We start from the raw sequence: 19,416 nt of genomic DNA, 5'->3' as shown, positions 1-19,416 counted from the left end.
GAGAGGCCTCCGAAGAGGCCTCAGAGCGGCATCCTGCCGCTACCATGTTGAACTGGTGTATCACATGGCGTGACAATACATATACTATTTCTTAGATTCGGCCGTTAAGTTCTGCCGCAATCGGTGAGCCCTGTAGACCCTGCTCGTCAATCCAAGCAGATAATGTTTTGCCATCTGCTTCAGGTGCTTGTAAATCTTTACTTGGCATCTTCTTAACCAAAAGTGTACCAACTTCTACTGCGTTGCTTGACAGCGCTGTGCGGATCAAGCTTTGACCGTTGCATGAAATGCCAGAGTAGTAATCGCGTAGTTTCATTTTATAGTCAGACTGTACGCTACGCATTTTCTTACGAAGCTCGCCTTTGTCATCTGCTTGAACGATGGTGCAGATATTTGCTAGTGCTTCGTTGATGTCATTGGCCTGCGCCGCGTTAGAAAAAGCTAAAGATGATGCTGCAATTACTAGAGAAGTTTTAACGATTTTCAACATGGTTAAATTCCTTCGGTTGTTAAGAGGTTGTGTTTGTTCGTTGAGATGTATTAAACACCAACCGAACAATGTGAAAAACATGCGTTAAGATAATGGGGTATGTGAACGAATACCTATTGCTGTGTAGGAGAGCTGCAGAGTTAAATTTAGGATGCTTTGTTTTAGTATTAACTTTTTGAAATAATTGCAAATAATTTGTATTTAATAATGTTTTACACTTTTGAGATAACGGAAAAAATTATCAATAGTAAGATAAGGATAATCACAAAAAAATCGCTTTTAATTGCAAATGCTGCAATAACATTTGAGAAACTTTGATTGAGAGTTGTCAGTCATCACGCGAAATAGAGCTTTTGTGTTGTAAATGAGTAAACGAGGATTGCATGAAGGGAAGATGTCATTGTAATGCAGTGAAGTTCACAATTTCAAAAAATATTAAGACCATTCTAAATTGCCACTGTGATCTTTGTAGAAAGGCGAACGGAAGTGCATTTTCAACTTATGTCGTGGTCGCCAGTAATGAGTTTGTAAAGGAATGTGGTGATCTGAAAGCGATTCAGCTTTCTGACAATGCTAGTAAACACGTGTGCTTAAATTGTGCTACGCCTATTTTTAACGAAAATCCTAAGTATGCTGGTCTTAAGATCGTTTATTTAGGTGCGTTGGATAAGGCAAACCAATTAGTACCCTTAGTTGATACCTATTGCGAATCGCAACTCAAATGGCTAAGTGAGTTAGGAAGCTTGAGAAAAATGGAGAAGGGTTTCGGATAGCATTTTGTGGTGTTTTTCTGCTTACATATATAAGGCTGACAGTAAAGTGGAGCTGCAACACAAAATAGGTTTGCATACCGGTTTTATCCGTAAAAAAGAAAAAGGCCCCTAGAAGGGGCCTTTAGTGCAGCTTTCGCTGCCACCATGTTGAAAAGGTTCACATGGTTATGTGAATACGTTTTAGATACGCTCGTTCAGTTCCGCTGAAATTGGCGAAGACTGAAGTCCTTGCTCAGCAATCCAGGCTGATAATGTTTTGCCGTCAGCTTCAGGCGCTTGTAAATCTTTGCTCGGCATTTTCTTAACGAGAAGTGTGCCTACTTCAACTGCATTGTTTGACAGCGCAGTCCTAATAAGGCTTTGGCCACCACATGAAATGCCTGAATAGTAATCGCGAAGTTTCAATTTAAAATCCGACTGTACACTACGCATTTTCTTGCGCAGTTCACCTTTGTCATCTGCTTGTACGATAGTACAAATGTTAGCTAATGCTTCGTTAATGTCGTTAGCTTGCGCTGCGTTAGAGAAAGCTAAAGTAGATGCTGCAATTACTAGAGAAGTTTTAACGATTTTCAACATGGTTAAATTCCTTCGGTTAATTTATCTGTCTGTTCGAGATGTATTAAAAAACAAAAATGCTGTGCGAAAAACATGCAGTGGAATAACAGGGTATTGGTTTTAATACGGATAGTGTTAAGTAGTGACGATAACAAAACTAGACCAAAGTGCAGTTTATTGCGCTGTAATTCAGAGTTGATTTGGTGTGTAATATAGTGTCTTTAGACTATACAAAAAAACAACCTTGTATTGATAGACCGAGACAATTGCTATGGATGCTTCTGTTTATTTTGAATTAAATGGATTTACTTTTAATCGAGTTGAAAACACGATTGAAAAAAGTGGGGCGGTCGTAAAACTAACCAACAAAGTTTCAGAAGTACTTGCATTGTTGTTAAACGCCAATGATGGGGTGGTTACGCGAGATAAATTGCTAGAGGAAGTTTGGCCTCAAAGGTTCGGCGCTGATGAGTCGCTCTCTAGGGTTATTTCTGATCTCAGAAAAAAACTTGAGTCATTAGAGCCAGGTTTGAGCTCTGCTGTTGAAACTATTCCTAAGCGAGGCTACAAATTCAATACTTCAGTTATCAATCCAACGCAGTGTAAAACTGTTATTGCGAAGAAGCCTACTTCATTAGAGTGGCTTCGCTACACAGCGTATATTGTAACTACGTTTCTCATAGTAACTTTACTGAGTGTCTATTTTTATCACGAAACTAAAGAACCTGAACTAGCGCTTGATGGTGTTGCGGTGCTCACGTTTGATGACCTTTCAAATGACCCTAATTTAAAGAGTCTACCGATTGGGATTACAGAGGAAATACTTCATATACTCGCGAATGAGACTGGCTTGCGCGTCATAGCTCGAAAATCATCGCACTACTTTTCGGAAAAATCATTACCTGTCAATGAGATAGCTAGAGAGTTGAGGGTGCGCTTTATAGTGCAAGGGACCATTCAGTACCAAGACAATATTGTGAAAATATCAACAAGAATAATTGATGGTAAAAATGGAGAACTCATATCCAATGCGGGCTTTTCATTTAATGGTACGAACATCTTCAATATTCAACGTGATGTCGCCCGAAGTATTGCGATGACAACATCGTCATTATCGATCGCAGCTCAGCAGACAAATGAACAATACAATATTGAATATAATGACCAACTGCAATTTTTGTCATTGAAGGCCAGCCTTCTTAACTTAGCACCTGAAAACCTTGAAGCTTTACAAAACGATGTTCAGCAATTGGTAAACAGAAATCCTGATTTCCAAGATGCACAATTTTTACTGTCTAGTATTCTTAGCATACGCGCTAACTGGGTACAGATTGAAGAAGCTGTCGCGCATGAGGTGTCATCAACAATTTTAAAAGGTAAAGAAGAGTCAAATGAGTTAAATGCACTTTTTTGGTTTGCCAAAGCCATGATGATTAGCCCAAGGGCCACAACGCCAAGAAGTGGAGATGCTAAGCAAGCACTCAAGTATTTTGACAAAGCCTATCGTTTAGAACCACATGATACCCTTATTTTGGAATGGTACATACTAATACTGCATATGGCAGGACAAGCGGATTACGCTAAACAACTCGCTGAAGATAAACTAGAACGCGATCCGTTCAACAGCACACTGCTAGATGGGCTTGCAATGTATCACTACGCACATGGGCAGTATGATTTATCTAGAAAGTACGCATTGCGATTAAGTGCCGTTGACCAGCTAAGCCCAGAGGGTCCAAATCGGTTGGCCTATATCCATATAGTGAAAAATGAAATCGTTGATGCAGATGTTCAAGCACAAGAGTGTCTTGAGCGCAGTATACGATTCATGAATTGTTGGGTACACAAAGCAGAAGTTCATGAAAATGCCGGTGAAAAGCAAATTCTCAATCAAATTTACGAAGTAATGAAAAAACTCGCACCACCGGTAACAAAAGCAATGACTTTGCATCAGCTCAATCACAGTGAGTCAGTAGATAAAATCAAGCGTATTGAAGCGTATTTAAGTAGTGTTAAAGAATACGACTTCAATGTTGGCTTCTTTTCTCAAGTATATCTTTATGCGTTAACACAAGTTCCTAATGGACAACAAGCTCGCTATGTTGACCTTGCTTTGTCAAAAGTATCAGGCGGTCAAGCGCTCTTGTTCAGAAGACTACTTTATCCTAATGATGTCAGCAATGAATTACCGATAGTCGAAGAGGTTACGCGAGCGTTGGAAAACAAGCAACGAAGTCGCTATTACGACTATTACTTAGCGCAGCTTTATACTCAGATGGGCCAATATGATGATGCGCTTAACATATTGGCAAACTTGATAAACAACAGCGCTGTTCCTGCGAGTTTTGAACGTTTTTATGGTATCGAGAGCGACCCGTTCTTAAAAAGAATGAAAGAAATACCGAGGTTTAGAATGCTCTTAGAAAAACAAGAAGAAAATAAACTCGCACTGAAGCTGGCTATCTCAGATACCAATAAAACGACTAACCTTATAGAACGCGCCAAGGCACTATAAAGCGTATTATTTAATAGCGCTATGCTGGCTGATTTGTCTACTCGTTAGCCCTAAAAATTTCGCAGCGTTATTATAAAAAATGTCGGCTTTTTGCTGAAGCGATAGCGCTTTACTCTCGTTTATTGTTGCTATTGCATCATCAATGATATCGGGCCACACCATCTGATCACTCCCGTACAAGATACGGTTTCCAAAACCCGCATCAGTTAGTGCTGTTATATAATTAATAACTTCTTTTTCTGGAAGGATCCAATTAACAACAGCAATATCAACATAAACGTTGGGGTGCATGTATAACAGTGACTTTAAGTCTTCAATAAAGGGCCAACCTCCGTGCATTATGTACAGCTTTAATTTCGGGTAGGCCACTAACAATTTTTCTATTTGCTTTGGAGATGCATTAAATGCACGCATACCTTCTAGCATTTCGGGTAAATAGTGCAAGCCAAAGTTAGGACCTCCAGGAAAAATATGCACTCCAATTGGAATACCAAGCGCTTCTGCAAGTTTGAAATAACCCTCAAGTGAAGGATGGTCCAGTCTTTTGCCCTCATAAAACGGTGCTACTTCAGCGATAACATCCAAATAACCAAGCTCATGCTGTTTCTTTAATATTGAAATTGGTTTTGCAGCATTAGCAACCAAGATAGTATCTGGTGCATCGCCTAACCACAGTTCACCTGAAGTCACAATTGCTTTTACGATATTGTATTTATGAAATCGCTTCAGTACCTCTTGTTTGAGGTGTAAAGCGCTTTTAGCTGGTTGGTAGGTTTTGCCTCGGAGCGTAGGAGGGTGTTGTAAGTCAAACAACGGGCTGCCGTCCTCATAGGCGTGAATATGTACATCAATGATAGGTCCCGTATATTGTTGTGAAGAAAATACTGATAACGGAAACATAGTGAGTGTTAAGGCGGTCACCAATTTTATACGAAGAGTAGTCATAGACTTTCATCCAAATAGGTTTTACTAGAGAGAAGATGTACAAATGAGCTTTGAGACGATCTATTTCATCGTCTCGAAAGCATTTTAGAATCTGTATGCTATTGAAGCCGACCAAGTCGACAAATCAACTTCACCAGTACCGCCCCAATCTCCATTAGAATATTGGAAGTACTCAAGTCCAACCATGAAGTCCTTAGATAAATTCCAGTTTACTCCTGCACCATATGAGAGCTCATTACTGTAATTTTCCCTTCTAAACTCAGGACCATCAGGCATAAATGCTGTTAAAACAATATTTGTAGTTGTGCCCAGCATTACATAGGGCGAAAGTGTTTGATCAGCAAAGAATCGATAGCCAATGGAAGCGTTAGTTAACCCATCAAGTTCTATGTCCAGGCCCCTTGTTGTTTCACCACCTCGTGGTGTTACTTTACTTTCCGACTTTGAAAATCCCATTCCATGACGAAATTCGACAAAAATGCCATTGTCGAAAACGTAACGCAATTGAGCTATCGCCAAATCGATATCTACCTCTGCTTCAATATCGGTTACTGCTCCGTCAGTTGCGCATGCGCATTGATCGTAATTCTTGGGTTTGCTTGTACCTAAAGTTAGCCCTATTTCTACGTCTGCTAGAACATCAAAAGAAGAAAGCGCTGTAAAAGCAAATAACGTAGTAAATGTTTTGTTGAGTAAAGTTTTCATTTTAATCTCCATGAATGAATTAGCCGTAAAGGCAACAAAATCATGGATGCTAGCGACTACGAAAACCTTCGCTTTTGCGGAATAAAATATGAGTTAAAGCTGATTTACTTCTGATAGATAAAGAAAAAGGCCCCTAGAAGGGGCCTTTAGTGCAGCTTTCGCTGCCACCATGTTGAAAAGGTTCACATGGTTATGTGAATACGTTTTAGATACGCTCGTTCAGTTCCGCTGAAATTGGCGAAGACTGAAGTCCTTGCTCAGCAATCCAGGCTGATAATGTTTTGCCGTCAGCTTCAGGCGCTTGTAAATCTTTGCTCGGCATTTTCTTAACGAGAAGTGTGCCTACTTCAACTGCATTGTTTGACAGCGCAGTCCTAATAAGGCTTTGGCCACCACATGAAATGCCTGAATAGTAATCGCGAAGTTTCAATTTAAAATCCGACTGTACACTACGCATTTTCTTGCGCAGTTCACCTTTGTCATCTGCTTGTACGATAGTACAAATGTTAGCTAATGCTTCGTTAATGTCGTTAGCTTGCGCTGCGTTAGAGAAAGCTAAAGTAGATGCTGCAATTACTAGAGAAGTTTTAACGATTTTCAACATGGTTAAATTCCTTCGGTTAATTTGTTTGTCTGTTCGGGATGTATTTAAAAACAAAAATGCAGTGCGAAAAACATGCAGTGGAATAACAGCGTATCGGTTTTAATACTTTTGAGCCTTTCTAACCCAGTGGTATGGCTGGCTAGCCTATATTAAACAAGGTGTTAGGCGAAGTTTTAGTGTTTTGATGGATAGGTATTATTTGTTTGTTTTATGAGTGAATTGATAAGAACTCTTCAGAGATGCGTTGTCCTTTGCACGTAATTTAACCCAAAAATAATGGCAATTTTTGTGCTTTTGAACATAAATAGATGGTGAGGGTTTCCTTTAATTGCGGTGGGGGAGTGATGTGATAGACCCGTTTACAGAATTAAGTATGACATTGGCTAATCCTGATGTTGCATTACCTGATTTTTTAAAAGCAGTATGTCTGGCGGTAAAAAAAGCGATCCCCAACGCTGACCGTGTTAGCCTTTGGCAATTCAACGAAGGAAACGAAAGTATTTCTTGTTTGGCCTTATTAAACGCTGGAGGCTTTTCTCAACCCACAAATTTAGTCTATCAGCGCAGCGATTATCCTGCTTATTTCGATGCAATTTTGGAAAAACTCTCTATTTTGGCACTTGATGCAAGAAACCATCCCGACACTTCTTGTTTCGCAGAGGGGTACTTTGAGGAAGAGTCAGTTCATTCAATGATGGACTATGTATTTGACAATGCCTTTTCTCCATTTGGCATAATATGTTGTGAGTCAACGGGGCAATGTGCATTGTGGGGCGATGAAGAGGTAAATGAGCTCAAACGTATAGCGCGTATTGTTTCCATCTTTTCAAACATTCGTCACTTAAGTAATTAAAATAAAAAAGCGACCCGGAGGTCGCTATTTGTCACTGCAGATTAACCTGCAACCATGTTGAATCCGCTCACATGGCTATGTGAATTTCGTTTTAGATTCGCTCGTTTAACTCAGCTGAAATTGGCGACGATTGTAAACCTTGCTCTGCAATCCACGCTTGTAGTGTCTTACCGTCAGATTCAGGCTCTTGAAGATCTTTACTCGGCATTTTTTTAACAAGAAGTGTTCCTACTTCAACGGCATTGTTAGTTAATGCTGTTCTTATCAGGCTTTGACCGCCACATGAAATGCCAGTGTAGTAATCGCGTAATTTCAACTTGAAGTCTGACTGTACACGACGCATTTTTTTGCGTAATTCACCTTTGTCGTCTGCTTGTACGATGGTGCAAATGTTTGCTAGTGCCTCGTTAATGTCATCAGCTTGTGCTGCATTAGAAAAAGCTAGAGTAGAAGCGGCGATTACTAGAGAAGTTTTAACGATTTTCAACATGGTTAAAGTTCCTTCGGTTGTGATTAATTTGTCTGTTCGCAATTAATTAAAGAATAACTAATGTGTTTAAAAAACATGCTGAAGGATAACTGCGTATTTTATTTGATACGTTTTTGTGGGGTTAATATACAGTGTTTTGTTATTAACCTATTGTTTTTATTGATTTATATAGGGATTTTGCGGGTTCTTTGGCAGGTTGAAAAATAAGCAAATAAAGCGCAAAAAATGTGCTTTATTTGCTTCTGTTCAAGTTTTTTTCTTTTGAAAGTCTTAAGTTTTGTTGCCTTTCTTTGTCTTCCAGTTGCTCATTAATGCGTCAATAAATAAGTTATCTTTACCTGTTGAAGAGTAAACATAGAGTAAGAAATCGCTGTCGTCTTCTCGTACTATTTTTATAGTGGTGACTTCAAGCTTATCGTCGGAATAGTCTACCTCGATGTCTTTAATATCTTTGTAGGATGCAAATTCTGATACTAAGCCCACTTCGTCATCAATCCAGTAAGAAAAGACTTTTTTGTCGGTATAACCATTTCCATCTAATTGGTTTAAAAGTATTGCGTCACTATAAAAATACTGAATTTGCTCTGTTCCCTCGATAAGATTTTCGCGATACATAAAGGCGATATCGTGAGACCATAAATCACTTCCTTCAACAACATCACCTGAAGGGAGAATATTCAATAATTGCCCCATGCTAAGCATAAGAAATGGAAAGCATATAGCGCTAATCAACACATGCCTAAAACCTATTTTGGCTCCGTTTTTACAGTCTTGGTTGTGTGATGCGTATACTTTGTTGATATAGCGAATATAAGGTACGAAAGGTAAGGGAAGCAGCATTGATAAAATGATACTGACGCTGAGTAGGTCTGTCTCAAGTATAACCGCTCCAGCTGCGTCTATCGTATTTACTGTAAAATACATAACAAAATAGAGCGCCGCTGTAAGTATGCCAATATGAGTTGGAAACAATGATGGTGAATCTGACTCGTTATCAGCATGTTGTTTCAGTTTACAGTAAAGAGGATATAGCCAAAACGGTGCAAATATCCCTCGAGCAATTGGCCAGGTGCCTTTGTTATCTTGTTTTTCTATTAAAAACCAATTCCTATAAACCCAATAGTGACAATATAAGCCAAACGTAAATATGCCCATTAGCAAAAATTTGGGAAGTGGAACGACTTGAAACCGCAAGTGCTCACTGTCATTGCGAGATGTGGCTGCTAAACGCCAATCAATAAGCATTAAAATGAAAAGTACAATAAGCGCGATGGCGAGGTAGCCTAAGAATGCAAACTCATCAAAGGTGTTTGTGTTTTCAATGGTTGAAGAGGGCGCTGTGTCGGAAGAACTGTTACGCTTATACCAAATAATACTATAGCTTGAGTAGTCTCTAGCTCGGTCTCTCGCTGCGAGATATTCTTCTATTTCATCGGCAGGAACGTGGTCTTTTTTAGCACTGTACTGATACGAAAGCGTAAGGGTTTTATCTTTGTAAGTTGCACTGTATTGATAATTAAAGTACGGATTATCTTCAGAGAATTCCTCGTCATCAAATGCCCACGAGTCGTCAGCGAATTGTAATTTTATCGTATTAGCAACGTCCATTGGAAATGAGCGAGCGTAGGGAGCGTTGCGGTTTATCACTTTAGGTTTAGTCAGTTGATTACGCACGTCGGTTGCGTAAAAATCCATTTCGAAACCATGTTCACTTTCTGTAAAAGCGTTTTCAATTACATAGTGCTCATTGAGCGTCGCCCTACCGTTTTCGGCGTTGACAACCAAAGAAAGTGGCGTTGCCACGGCTGCGTTAGGAAATGCACGTTGATAGTACTCAAGATATTGCTTTTCTAGGCTTGCTGCACCGTCTTCCTCATAATTAGAAACAATGCGCTGCGCTTGCCAGCCTAAATACTGTGACTTTACATATAATTGTGCGTTCTCTTTGATGTCTTTTGGAATAACGTAGGTCTCTATAACATCAATATTTGAAATGCTTGTGGCATTCATTTGTGTGAGTGATTTTTCATTTTCTCTCACTACCAATGCGTACCCAAAGTCAGGTTGATAGAGGTTATCTAATGGCCCGAATTGATCTGTCATTGTTGGGTCGAGCCAAAGTGATTTATCGTCAATAATTGCGTTGACAATAACATGGTCAAAGCGCGTCACTGCAGGGGGGAGCGTATCGAGGGACTTACCTATTTCGGTGTTAACCAATGCAGGGAATCCAGTAATACCAAGCTCACGCATAATGGCAAGAAGCAATACTGACTTGTCTTTGCAGTCGCCATATTTTAGACGTAATGTGTCCTTCGATGGTGTCGGTATGTGAGAATTTGCACCTATCTCTATTCCTACGTAGCGTATGTTGTTTTGAACGTAGCTCAGCGCTTTTGCTAATTGCGCTTCTGTGGATGCAGTCTGGTTTTTAATGTCTTGTGCGATTGCTTTGACAGAGTCGTCCACACCTAAATCTTGATACAAGGTCATGGCCCACTCATTAACGGCTTGCCAGCTGGGCATCTCGGTATAATTTATTTGATGGCGCGGTAAAAACCAATCAGGTGACTGGTTGTCGAATTGCTGTGGAGGCACCATTTCGATATGTACGCTGTAATCGGTGAAACCGTCGCTTTGCGTTTTCGTAACTGGGGTCTGTCCGTTTCGCTGGCTTACGTAGAGAGGGGAGGATTTACCCCACAAAACACGATGGTATTGGTCTTCTACCGGAATATTCCATACTAGTGTGCGGCCAGTTGAAAAAATACCTCGATAGACGGGGTTACTGCCAATAATTGAATAGCTAAAGTCAACCGTATCGCCAACTAAAACATCGTCTAAAATTGCATTGTAAGTGATTGTGCCATCGTAGATGCGACGCTCAAAATCTTGCTCGCTGTTGAATAAAGAAATATCAGCACTTTCTAATCGACTAACACGTTCACCGTCTCTTACAACGCTAATATCGTGGATCAAAAGTGATTCATAAGTGGGATCAAAGTGAATTTCAATCTGCGAACTGCCATCCAACCCTTTTGCGTTAGCGACTGTTTGTGCAATTCGCGTGTAGTATTGCTTTTCTCCCTCGCTTGTTACCTTTATTTGATCGTCAACCACACGATAGAAAACGCCGCTAGAAATAAGGTCCACAGGAATTGGCGTGGTGGTGTCAAGCACGCGTTTTTTTACCCAGTCTGGGGTAGGGGTATTGCGATAACCTTCAGTTTCTGCGCTTAACGCCCCAAACGAGAATAAACCAACAACAATAACAACAAAGGTAAAGACTGATTTCATAAAATCCATTTCACACAGTAAATTCAACCAAGCAATATACCTAAAATATGACTTGAGTTTTAGTAATAATTAGTCGCAATGATTGGAGCAAATTAGGCATCATAACACAAAGAAAAAAGCGGCCCGTGGGCCGCTTCTTGAAGTGCAGATTGCTCTGCAACCATGTTGAACTGATTTCACATGGCGTGAATATGTTTATAGACGGTCGTTAATTACCGCTGCAATTGGGCTGTCTTGCAAGCCATTTTCAGCCACCCATGCTTGTAGTGTTTTGCCATCTGCTTCAGGTGCAGCTAGGTCGCTTTTAGGCATCTTTTTAACAAGCAGTTCACCTGCTTCTACTGCGTTGCTCAGTAGAGCCGTACGGATAAGGCTGTTACCTCCGCAGCTTACGCCTGAATAATAGTCTCGCAGCTTCAAACGATAGTCCGACTCTACAGCACGCATTTTTTTACGTAGTTCGCCTTTGTCGTCTGCTTGAACGATAGTGCAAATGTTGGCTAGTGCTTCGTTTACATCTGCTTGTGCCATACCTGACACACCTAGTGTTGCTGCAATAACAAGAGAAGTTTTAACAATTTTCAACATGGTTAAATTCCTTCAAAATTTGGTTAACGGATACTTACTCGACCCCTGTATTAAAGTAAAAGATTGGCCACAGAAAAACATGGAAGGTGATAACCGCGTATTCGATTTAATACGTTAAAGACGTTATGTATTTGATAGGTTGAAAAAAAACCGTCTTTTTGTTGATGCTATTTCAAGCTAAATGAGAAATTTGACAGAGTGAAAAAATAAAAAGCGACCCGAAGGTCGCTTCTTACCGTGCAGAGATACCCCTGCAACCATGTTGAATTGACTTCACATGGCGTGAAAATTATTACAGACGAGCGCTGATAACTGCCGCGATTGGACTATCTTGAAGACCATTCTCCACTACCCACGCTTGTAGCGTTTTGCCATCAGCTTCAGGTGCTTCTAAATCGCCTTTTGGCATCTTTTTAACAAGTAGTTCGCCCGTTTCAACTGCGTTACTTAACATCGCAGTGCGGATCAGGCTATTGCCGCTACAACTGATACCTGAATAATAATCGCCCAGTTTTAAGCGATAGTCGGCTTCTACTGCACGCATCTTCTTGCGCAATTCGCCTTTGTCATCTGCTTGCACAATAGTACAAATATTTGCTAACGCTTCGCTTACATCGGCATGAGCAAAATTAGAAAGTGCTAATGCACCAACAACAACTGAAGTTTTTACGATTTTCAACATGGTCAATATCCTACAATCAGCATAAGAACGATTCTTTGCTTGATAATAATTAAACGTTAAAATTCGAGGGTAGAAAATAATCAGGGTAATACACAGGTATTAAAGTGGATACTAATTAAGAGGTTTTTTTGCTGAAAAATCTATAATAATCAAAGTCTTGGTTTGGTTGTTGGCGGTGCGCGCTATGACGGCAAAGCGATACTAAAAGGCGCCTTGTAAGGTGTGTCACTACAAGGCAACCGTTAACATTTTAGTGTGGCTTGAAGTTGCTGGCGACTTCCATAATTTGTTCACGCATCCACATATGCGCGTAATCGTGGTCTGCACTTACGTGCCAGTAAAGGAAGTACTCAACAGGTTGAAGGTCAAACGGCATCTCGTAGATTGCCAGGTCGTAGTGTTTCGCTAAATGAAACGGTAAGCAAGCGATAAGGTCAGTCTTCACTATAGTACTGGGAACCGTTAAGAAATGTTGGCCTCGCATTACTTCTTTTCTACGTTTACCCATTTTATCCAATGCGATATCGATTGGACCCGCTCCAGATTTACGTTGAGATACATTGATATGGCCTAACCGTAAAAAAGTGTCTAAGTCGAGGCCATTTTTAAGTGCTGGGTGATTTTTTCTTGCAAGGACAACAAATCTGTCTTGAGCGATTTTTTCTTTGCACAGGTGTGGGTCTGTGAACGTTGAGGCATCAGCAAAAAAGTCGAGCGTGCCAGCTGCCATTGCCGAAACCACCTGGCTCCTTGGAATTTCATAGTTGGTCAAAGCAATATTGGGTGCCAAGTTTTGTAGTCGCGCAACCAGACGAGGCATGATACTCGCTTCTAACAAATCTCGGCTTGCAAAATTAAATGACTTTTCTGCAGTAAGGGGGTCGAAAGTATGGCTTTCTTGTACGCTTTTTCTCAAAAGCGCTAACGCTTGTCTAGCAGGGACGATAATGTTTTGCGCAACGGGTGTTGGCGTCATGCTATGCCCGGTGCGAACAAATAGCGGATCGTTGAGCATTTCTCTTAGTCTCGCTAACGAATTGCTTACCGCAGGCTGAGTAATACACAATACGTCAGCGGCTTTCGTGAGACTGCCTGCTGTATAAATAGCGTCAAATACCGCGAAGAGATTTAAATCGATTCTATTGAGATTCATAACTAATCCTTTAAGCGCGAGTGCTCTGAATAAGCCAATAGACACTGAAGCTTTGGCGCTCGCCTAAATGCTACATAGCTTCTACGAATAATTTACGTTAGTGTAACAAGAATATTTATAAATACCTATTATTAAAAGTTAATTGAAACATTCAAGCTAATAATAGTAGTTTTGTCTTAGATTAATGTTCATTGGACTGAAATATGAAAACTCTCATAGATTTAGCTGTAGGGGATGTGCTTACACAGCCCGACTGGTTAGAAGTAACGCAAAATATGATTAATCAATTTGCTGATGCGACAGGTGATCATCAGTGGATTCATCTCGATAGTGAGCGATGCAAAAGCGAAAGTCCTTTTGGCACTACGATAGCGCATGGCTTTTTGACCGCTAGTCTTATGCCAAAAGCATTTGGTGAAGTTATCGCGCCAAGCGAAAAAGTGGCTTCTATGATCAACTATGGAATTGATAAACTGCGCTTTTTAGAGCCTGTCAAAAGTGGTGATGCAGTGAAATACACATTCACGCTAAGTGAGACTGTGGAAAAACCACAGGGGAAACTATTTAAAGTTGATGGCAAGTGTATATTGAAATCGTCGGGCAACGCTGCGCTTGTGGGAAGTTTTTTAATGTTGGCAGTGCTTAGACCTTAAATTTATCATGCTGAGAAACTAAGAGACCAAAAGAAACGTGATGCCTCTTTTGGTCTTTAAAATGACGGCGATAAATGTGAAGTCTAAATTAATTAGAAGCTTCTTCTGCACCTTCTTCAATGGCTTCGCCTGCACTTTGTATGTCTTTTCCTGCACCTTCTACAGTAGCGCATCCGCCTAAACCACCAAGACCGCTAGCAAGTACCAACATAAAAAATACATTCTTTAGTTTTGACATCTTAATTAACTCCATGTGTTGCTCCTTTTATTACTCTATTGTTTAGTCATTCATTTGGTGCGAAAGCAGTTCTACATTCATGACATTCACACTTTTTATTCCTGCACAGTAGATGCTTTTCCACCGTTTCCATCTTGATGGGAGCGTTCTGCAGCAGAGGATTGCTTATTGCTATTGCTCTCAGAATCAGATGTACTGTTTTCTGATTTAGCTAACATAGCATTGAGTTTGTCACCACCCTTGGCATTAAAGTCCAGCGTTCTGATGGGGAATGGGATTAATATGTCGTTCTCTTCCAGCACGGTTTTTACTGTATTGATTGCATCGTGGCGAACAAACATAAAGCCGGGATCACCGGGATAGCGGATCCAAAACCATAATAATAAGTTAATTGAAGAGTCTCCGAACGACTCTGCATATACCGCCGTTTCATCTTTCTTGATAACGTAGTCTTTGTCGTTCATGGCATCAGTAATAACGCTTGCCGCAGTTTCGATGTCGTCAGCGTAGGAAATACCAACTGGTATTTCTATTCTGCGATAACCTAAATACGAATAGTTGGTAAGGATATTTCTAAAAAGGATCTTGTTCGGAATAACTTCTAATTGACCATAGAAGGTTTCAACTAATGTATTACGCAGATTTATTTCTTTAACGTTACCGAATACGCCTTCAGCTTCAATAACATCTCCGATATCAAAGGGCTTGCGAATGCCCATAGCGACGCCGGCAATAAAATTTTCGGTCATGTCTTGGAAGGCAAAGCCAATTGCCAATCCCACAATACCTGCACCTGCTAATAAAGAGGTGACGGTTCCTTTAAGCCCAACAAAATCAAGCGCGATAAAAATACCCGCTACAATGATTATTGTTTTAATGATTGAGGTTAGTAGCCCCGCTATTTGCCGTGACTCAAAAGTACGTCGCATGAGTTTTCCAACGACATTGCCTATGATCTTAGCGAGTACGCCGAATACAATTGCAATCAAAAATGCGACAACAATATTCGGCAAAGTCGTTATTGCACTCTCTACCCAAGTTTCGAGCTTTTCACTCAACAGCTTGTAAATCTCATCAACTTTGGGAAATTCCATAAACACCTTAATGCAATGACTTATTCAATGAGTAAGGGTAATCAAGAACTATTCCTGCCTTTAATGAGTTTTAAGTTGCTGAAAATATTGTCTATTTATGTTTATTAAGTGCATTGGTAAACCGACCGATGGGAAGATATTTCATGGTTTTGGCAACATATTCACAGTAACAAGAGTTACTGAACGCGTGTTTAGCATTACTTCACCATAAGTATGTCTGGTCTGACCATGTGTAAAATTGATGTAAACATATTATTCACAATAAATTTACAAACTTAAATTTCAAGCATAGTATCAATTGTGTAGGTTTCCGATGAGCGGTGCCTCACACAATAACAACACGAAATCGAATAGCCTGTTACTAGCGGAGCGTGTGTGTAGTAAAGCCGGTAGTGATAAGCCCAGATTTGGAATCACACTATGAAATTGAAAACGCGTAAGACCGCAGTTGCTGCAATGGTTGGCACTGCACTGTTTTGTTCTCCTTTTCTTGCAACGGCTCAGGATGCTGATACAGAAAGCGAGAAAGAAGCGAAAAAGGATGTAGAGCTTATTCTCGTTACCGGCAGTTTCGTACGCCGTAGCGAAAACTTTGAATCTCCTTCACCACTTGCTGTGGTAGACAGCGTGGCGATTGATGCCATTGGTGCTAAAAATATCGCTGATATCACACAAACACTCACAATTAATACTGGTGCTGAGAATAACCCTGATGCGTTTACGCAAAACGCAACCGCTGGTACATCTAATATTAACCTTAGGGGCTTGGGTGTAGCATCAACGTTAGTACTGCTGAACAACAAACGCCAAGTAGTTAATGCACAGCCGACTAATGAAGGCTTAAACTTTGTTGACACCAGTTCACTTGTGCCAATGATTGCCATTGACCGAATGGAAGTTGTTAAAGACGGTGCTTCAGCGCTGTATGGTTCAGATGCCGTTGCTGGGGTTGTTAACTTTATCACCAAGCGCAATTACGACGGTGCCATGGTTAGCGTTGATTATCAAGATGGCGCGCATGGCGATAACAAAGAGTACATTCTTCAAGGTCTTTGGGGAGCAACGGGAGACAAGGGGAACGTAATTGCTGCGATAAGCTACACAAACCGCTCACCGTTGTTTATAAATGATAGACGTTTAAGTCGTCCCCAAGACGACACGAGTGCACTAGGTAATCCAGCGAGCTTCTTTATTGCACCAGGCGTTCCCGTAATTGACCCATATGGATGTGAAGAATTTGGGGGCTATCCACAAGTGCTTGCGCCAGAGGGTACGGTTCCTGGTCTTGATGTTGGTTTGTGTGGATTTGATTTTGGTCCATATTATTCATATGTTCCTGACGAAAGTCGTATAAACGCGTATACACGTGCAGAATACGAATTTACCGACGATATTACGTGGACAACTGAAATAGGCATGGCAAGAAACCGTGCTGAGCGTGGTGGTGCACCAAGTTTTCCAATTCTTACTGCGCCTGTCGTACCTGATTATCACCCACAAAATCCATTTGGTCGTTCAGTAGCGTTTTTTGGACGTGCTGAAGGTAACGGTCAACCTGGTGATGCAGCAAATACCGAATCGGATACGTTCCGTTTTAGTACTAATTTGCAAGGTGTCACTGACTCAGGTTTCTGGGAAGTGAGCTACACTCGCGCGGTGAACGACTTCTTATTCTCGGTACCTGATGTGCTTAACACTGAGTTCCAGTTAGCGTTACTAGGATTTGGCGGTTCAGACTGTAATCCGGTATTAGGTGCGCCTGGTCAAGGAAGCTGTGAATTCTTTAATCCTTTTGCAACCTCATATACAAGCGCGCCGAACTCTGACTATGTAATTAGTTCATTCACGGGTAAGCAAGTTATCGATTCGAAAGCCGATCTTGAAGTGTTCGAGGCATTTACGTCATTTGATACGTTTGAAATGGGTGGGGGCTATGCAGCACTGGCACTTGGTATTCAGTATCGAGAAAATAAGTTGTCGCAAGATTACGACGAACTGTCTAACCAAGATAGCTTCACCTTTGTTATCGGTAACCCTGATTTAGATGGAAGCCAAGATGTATGGGCTGCTTTCGGTGAATTAGCGTTGCCAATAAACGATGAATTAGATGTGCAAGTTGCTGTCCGCTATGAAGATTATGGCGGCAATATTGGCAGCACAGTAGACCCTAAACTTGCGGTTTCTTGGCGCGCATCAGATGAATTCTCGCTACGTGGTTCAATATCAACGTCGTTTAGAGCGCCAACGGTATTCCTTGCACAGGGGGGAGCCACGTCATTACAGCAGGTGGTTGACCCTGTTCAGGGGGCACAAGCTTTTGTGGCGGTTCGCACGGTGGGTAATGAGGATCTGAAGCCAGAAGAGTCTACGGCATATAACATTGGCTTCTCTTACGAGCCATTTAGAGACTTGTCGGTAGAGGTTGACTATTGGAACTTTGAATTCGAAGATTTGATCATCCAAGAAAATGCACAAGCACTGCTTAATGCAGACCCAACAGATACCGACAGAATTGTTCGTGCTGGCGACCCAGTAAGTGGTCCTGTACTTCAAATTAACAATACTTATGTAAATGCAAGTTCACTTGAAACGTCAGGTATTGACTTTGTCACTAGCTACAAGATGGAAACAGAGTTAGGTAACTTTACGCCGTCAATACACGCAACGTATATCACTAAGTATGACTTGATGGATCCACAAGCGGGTAATGTTGACGGTGCCGGTCGCCGTAACTTCAATAACATCGGTGTATCGTCACCAGAGTTGCGAATGAACATTGGTTTGGCTTGGCAACATGATGTACACGCTGCAAATCTATTTGTGCGATACATTTCTTCGTACGATGATGATCAAAACTGCGCAGATGGCACATCCAACACAGGCGGTTGCGCGAATGGTTTCTATGAAATTGACAGCATAGTTACCGTTGATGCGCAGTATAATATCGACTTGGGCAGTGTGTTTAATACTGAGCAAAGCTATGTATTAACTGTGGGCGGTATAAACTTGTTTGATGAAGAGCCACCGCAAGTATTTACTAACAGTGGTTTTGACTCAAAAGTTCACGACCCTCGTGGACGCCAGATATATGCACGACTGGCTGTAGAGTTCTAAAACGCTTTCACTCTAGTGTTTGTAAGATAAAACCGACCTTAATGATAAGGTCGGTTTTTTTGTAAACTTTAATCACCACAGGATTTTTTGTTTTATTCTTTCTGCTGCTTTTAATCTTTTCTGTATCTATTAGAGTAACCACAAATAACAGTAATAGGGGATCTCATATGCCAGATAAGTTGTCTAATGCAGAAATTCAAACCAAGCTTCAAGCATTGAACGCCATGATTAGTGATGACGTAAAATGGGAGCAAGACGGTGATGCTATTAAAAAGACGTTTACGTTCAAAAGTTTTATTAGGGCTTTCGGGTGGATGTCTCAAATTGCCATTTGGGCGGAAAAGCTTAAACATCATCCAGAATGGTTCAATGTATATAACAAAGTGGAAGTTCGATTAACCACTCATGACGCTGATGGCCTTAGCGAATTGGATTTTTCCTTAGCAGAAAAGATGGAAAAATTTAAATAATTGGTTAGCCCATATTTCGCTTTTCGTCACAATTAGGGGCTAATTCGTATTAACTTTGTACACATTGGTTAAATTAACCGCGAACAGTCAGAAATTTGAAATATTTCGGTGTTAAGCACTTGTGTTAGTAAAGTCCCTATGTATAATACGCACCACGTTGAAGCGAGGCACTAAACGAATCGCTTTGAACGGTA

Annotated in this window: 18 protein-coding genes; 6 read left to right on the top strand and 12 right to left on the bottom strand. The window is 40.8% G+C overall.

What is annotated here, in order from left to right:
- Positions 1-91: 91 nt before the first annotated feature.
- Positions 92-490, bottom strand: coding sequence for a DUF3718 domain-containing protein (locus JN178_RS11695; protein ID WP_159625947.1), 399 nt, complete (start codon positions 488-490; stop codon positions 92-94).
- A 383-nt stretch (positions 491-873) separates the two neighbouring features.
- Here JN178_RS11695 and JN178_RS20320 point away from each other — a divergent pair, with 383 nt between their 5' ends.
- Positions 874-1,263 carry a GFA family protein gene (locus tag JN178_RS20320; protein ID WP_226433565.1) on the top strand — a complete coding sequence of 130 codons (390 nt, stop codon included), beginning with the start codon at positions 874-876 and terminating at the stop codon, positions 1,261-1,263.
- Between the two features lie 180 nt (positions 1,264-1,443).
- Here the strand turns inward: JN178_RS20320 and JN178_RS11685 are convergent, their stop codons facing one another.
- A complete protein-coding gene (locus JN178_RS11685; protein ID WP_159625945.1) occupies positions 1,444-1,842 on the bottom strand; it encodes a DUF3718 domain-containing protein in 399 nt (132 codons plus the stop codon).
- Between the two features lie 250 nt (positions 1,843-2,092).
- On the opposite strand from JN178_RS11685, the gene JN178_RS11680 reads away from it, so the two are divergent.
- Positions 2,093-4,336: a winged helix-turn-helix domain-containing protein gene (locus JN178_RS11680; RefSeq protein ID WP_202261722.1), complete on the top strand. Its 2,244-nt coding sequence runs from the start codon at positions 2,093-2,095 to the stop codon at positions 4,334-4,336.
- A 6-nt stretch (positions 4,337-4,342) separates the two neighbouring features.
- On the opposite strand, the gene JN178_RS11675 is transcribed toward JN178_RS11680, so the two are convergent.
- The 3 genes from JN178_RS11675 to JN178_RS11665 form a co-directional block, all read right to left on the bottom strand.
- On the bottom strand, positions 4,343-5,281 hold the full coding sequence (locus JN178_RS11675) for an amidohydrolase family protein (protein ID WP_202261721.1): 939 nt from the start codon (positions 5,279-5,281) through the stop codon (positions 4,343-4,345).
- Positions 5,282-5,365: 84 nt separating this feature from the next.
- Positions 5,366-5,986, bottom strand: coding sequence for an outer membrane beta-barrel protein (locus JN178_RS11670; protein ID WP_202261720.1), 621 nt, complete (start codon positions 5,984-5,986; stop codon positions 5,366-5,368).
- A 205-nt stretch (positions 5,987-6,191) separates the two neighbouring features.
- Positions 6,192-6,590 carry a DUF3718 domain-containing protein gene (locus JN178_RS11665; protein WP_159625945.1) on the bottom strand — a complete coding sequence of 133 codons (399 nt, stop codon included), beginning with the start codon at positions 6,588-6,590 and terminating at the stop codon, positions 6,192-6,194.
- Positions 6,591-6,936: 346 nt separating this feature from the next.
- Between JN178_RS11665 and JN178_RS11660 the strand changes: the two genes are divergently transcribed.
- Entirely contained in the window at positions 6,937-7,443 is a 507-nt protein-coding gene (locus JN178_RS11660; RefSeq protein WP_202261719.1) for a GAF domain-containing protein, read from the top strand.
- A 91-nt stretch (positions 7,444-7,534) separates the two neighbouring features.
- On the opposite strand, the gene JN178_RS11655 is transcribed toward JN178_RS11660, so the two are convergent.
- From JN178_RS11655 to JN178_RS11635, 5 genes are all read right to left on the bottom strand, one after another.
- Positions 7,535-7,933 carry a DUF3718 domain-containing protein gene (locus JN178_RS11655; RefSeq protein ID WP_202261718.1) on the bottom strand — a complete coding sequence of 133 codons (399 nt, stop codon included), beginning with the start codon at positions 7,931-7,933 and terminating at the stop codon, positions 7,535-7,537.
- A gap of 270 nt (positions 7,934-8,203) precedes the next feature.
- Positions 8,204-11,230 (bottom strand): DUF3857 domain-containing transglutaminase family protein, encoded by a 3,027-nt coding sequence (locus tag JN178_RS11650; protein ID WP_202261717.1) that lies wholly within the window; start codon positions 11,228-11,230, stop codon positions 8,204-8,206.
- Positions 11,231-11,425: 195 nt separating this feature from the next.
- Positions 11,426-11,818 (bottom strand): DUF3718 domain-containing protein, encoded by a 393-nt coding sequence (locus JN178_RS11645; protein ID WP_159625939.1) that lies wholly within the window; start codon positions 11,816-11,818, stop codon positions 11,426-11,428.
- A gap of 292 nt (positions 11,819-12,110) precedes the next feature.
- Positions 12,111-12,500 (bottom strand): DUF3718 domain-containing protein, encoded by a 390-nt coding sequence (locus tag JN178_RS11640; protein ID WP_202261716.1) that lies wholly within the window; start codon positions 12,498-12,500, stop codon positions 12,111-12,113.
- 250 nt (positions 12,501-12,750) lie between these two features.
- Entirely contained in the window at positions 12,751-13,653 is a 903-nt protein-coding gene (locus JN178_RS11635) for a LysR family transcriptional regulator (RefSeq protein ID WP_159625935.1), read from the bottom strand.
- 203 nt (positions 13,654-13,856) lie between these two features.
- On the opposite strand from JN178_RS11635, the gene JN178_RS11630 reads away from it, so the two are divergent.
- Positions 13,857-14,306: a MaoC family dehydratase gene (locus tag JN178_RS11630; RefSeq protein WP_202261715.1), complete on the top strand. Its 450-nt coding sequence runs from the start codon at positions 13,857-13,859 to the stop codon at positions 14,304-14,306.
- Between the two features lie 88 nt (positions 14,307-14,394).
- Here JN178_RS11630 and JN178_RS11625 read toward each other — a convergent pair whose 3' ends face one another.
- Positions 14,395-14,517 (bottom strand): entericidin A/B family lipoprotein, encoded by a 123-nt coding sequence (locus JN178_RS11625; RefSeq protein ID WP_413228899.1) that lies wholly within the window; start codon positions 14,515-14,517, stop codon positions 14,395-14,397.
- 122 nt (positions 14,518-14,639) lie between these two features.
- Positions 14,640-15,638 (bottom strand): mechanosensitive ion channel family protein, encoded by a 999-nt coding sequence (locus JN178_RS11620; protein WP_202261714.1) that lies wholly within the window; start codon positions 15,636-15,638, stop codon positions 14,640-14,642.
- Positions 15,639-16,058: 420 nt separating this feature from the next.
- Between JN178_RS11620 and JN178_RS11615 the strand changes: the two genes are divergently transcribed.
- Together JN178_RS11615 and JN178_RS11610 are read left to right on the top strand one after the other, a co-directional pair.
- Complete coding sequence (locus tag JN178_RS11615) at positions 16,059-18,752, top strand: TonB-dependent receptor plug domain-containing protein (protein WP_202261713.1); 2,694 nt, start codon at positions 16,059-16,061, stop codon at positions 18,750-18,752.
- Between the two features lie 167 nt (positions 18,753-18,919).
- On the top strand, positions 18,920-19,222 hold the full coding sequence (locus tag JN178_RS11610; RefSeq protein ID WP_202261712.1) for a 4a-hydroxytetrahydrobiopterin dehydratase: 303 nt from the start codon (positions 18,920-18,922) through the stop codon (positions 19,220-19,222).
- The last annotated feature ends 194 nt before the right edge of the window (positions 19,223-19,416 follow it).

Origin of the sequence: Alteromonas sp. KC3 (assembly GCF_016756315.1) — a bacterium.
Lineage (GTDB): Bacteria > Pseudomonadota > Gammaproteobacteria > Enterobacterales > Alteromonadaceae > Alteromonas.
Note: the sequence above shows the minus strand (reverse complement) of the source record. Positions and strands in the feature narration are given on the sequence as shown.

Coding starts and splice junctions, on each gene's coding strand:
- JN178_RS11695 (WP_159625947.1), bottom strand. CDS start 490: ATGTTGAAAATCGTTAAAACTTCTCTAGTAATTGCAGCATCATCTTTA.
- JN178_RS20320 (WP_226433565.1), top strand. CDS start 874: ATGAAGGGAAGATGTCATTGTAATGCAGTGAAGTTCACAATTTCAAAA.
- JN178_RS11685 (WP_159625945.1), bottom strand. CDS start 1,842: ATGTTGAAAATCGTTAAAACTTCTCTAGTAATTGCAGCATCTACTTTA.
- JN178_RS11680 (WP_202261722.1), top strand. CDS start 2,093: ATGGATGCTTCTGTTTATTTTGAATTAAATGGATTTACTTTTAATCGA.
- JN178_RS11675 (WP_202261721.1), bottom strand. CDS start 5,281: ATGACTACTCTTCGTATAAAATTGGTGACCGCCTTAACACTCACTATG.
- JN178_RS11670 (WP_202261720.1), bottom strand. CDS start 5,986: ATGAAAACTTTACTCAACAAAACATTTACTACGTTATTTGCTTTTACA.
- JN178_RS11665 (WP_159625945.1), bottom strand. CDS start 6,590: ATGTTGAAAATCGTTAAAACTTCTCTAGTAATTGCAGCATCTACTTTA.
- JN178_RS11655 (WP_202261718.1), bottom strand. CDS start 7,933: ATGTTGAAAATCGTTAAAACTTCTCTAGTAATCGCCGCTTCTACTCTA.
- JN178_RS11650 (WP_202261717.1), bottom strand. CDS start 11,230: ATGAAATCAGTCTTTACCTTTGTTGTTATTGTTGTTGGTTTATTCTCG.
- JN178_RS11645 (WP_159625939.1), bottom strand. CDS start 11,818: ATGTTGAAAATTGTTAAAACTTCTCTTGTTATTGCAGCAACACTAGGT.
- JN178_RS11640 (WP_202261716.1), bottom strand. CDS start 12,500: ATGTTGAAAATCGTAAAAACTTCAGTTGTTGTTGGTGCATTAGCACTT.
- JN178_RS11635 (WP_159625935.1), bottom strand. CDS start 13,653: ATGAATCTCAATAGAATCGATTTAAATCTCTTCGCGGTATTTGACGCT.
- JN178_RS11630 (WP_202261715.1), top strand. CDS start 13,857: ATGAAAACTCTCATAGATTTAGCTGTAGGGGATGTGCTTACACAGCCC.
- JN178_RS11625 (WP_413228899.1), bottom strand. CDS start 14,517: ATGTTGGTACTTGCTAGCGGTCTTGGTGGTTTAGGCGGATGCGCTACT.
- JN178_RS11620 (WP_202261714.1), bottom strand. CDS start 15,638: ATGGAATTTCCCAAAGTTGATGAGATTTACAAGCTGTTGAGTGAAAAG.
- JN178_RS11615 (WP_202261713.1), top strand. CDS start 16,059: ATGAAATTGAAAACGCGTAAGACCGCAGTTGCTGCAATGGTTGGCACT.
- JN178_RS11610 (WP_202261712.1), top strand. CDS start 18,920: ATGCCAGATAAGTTGTCTAATGCAGAAATTCAAACCAAGCTTCAAGCA.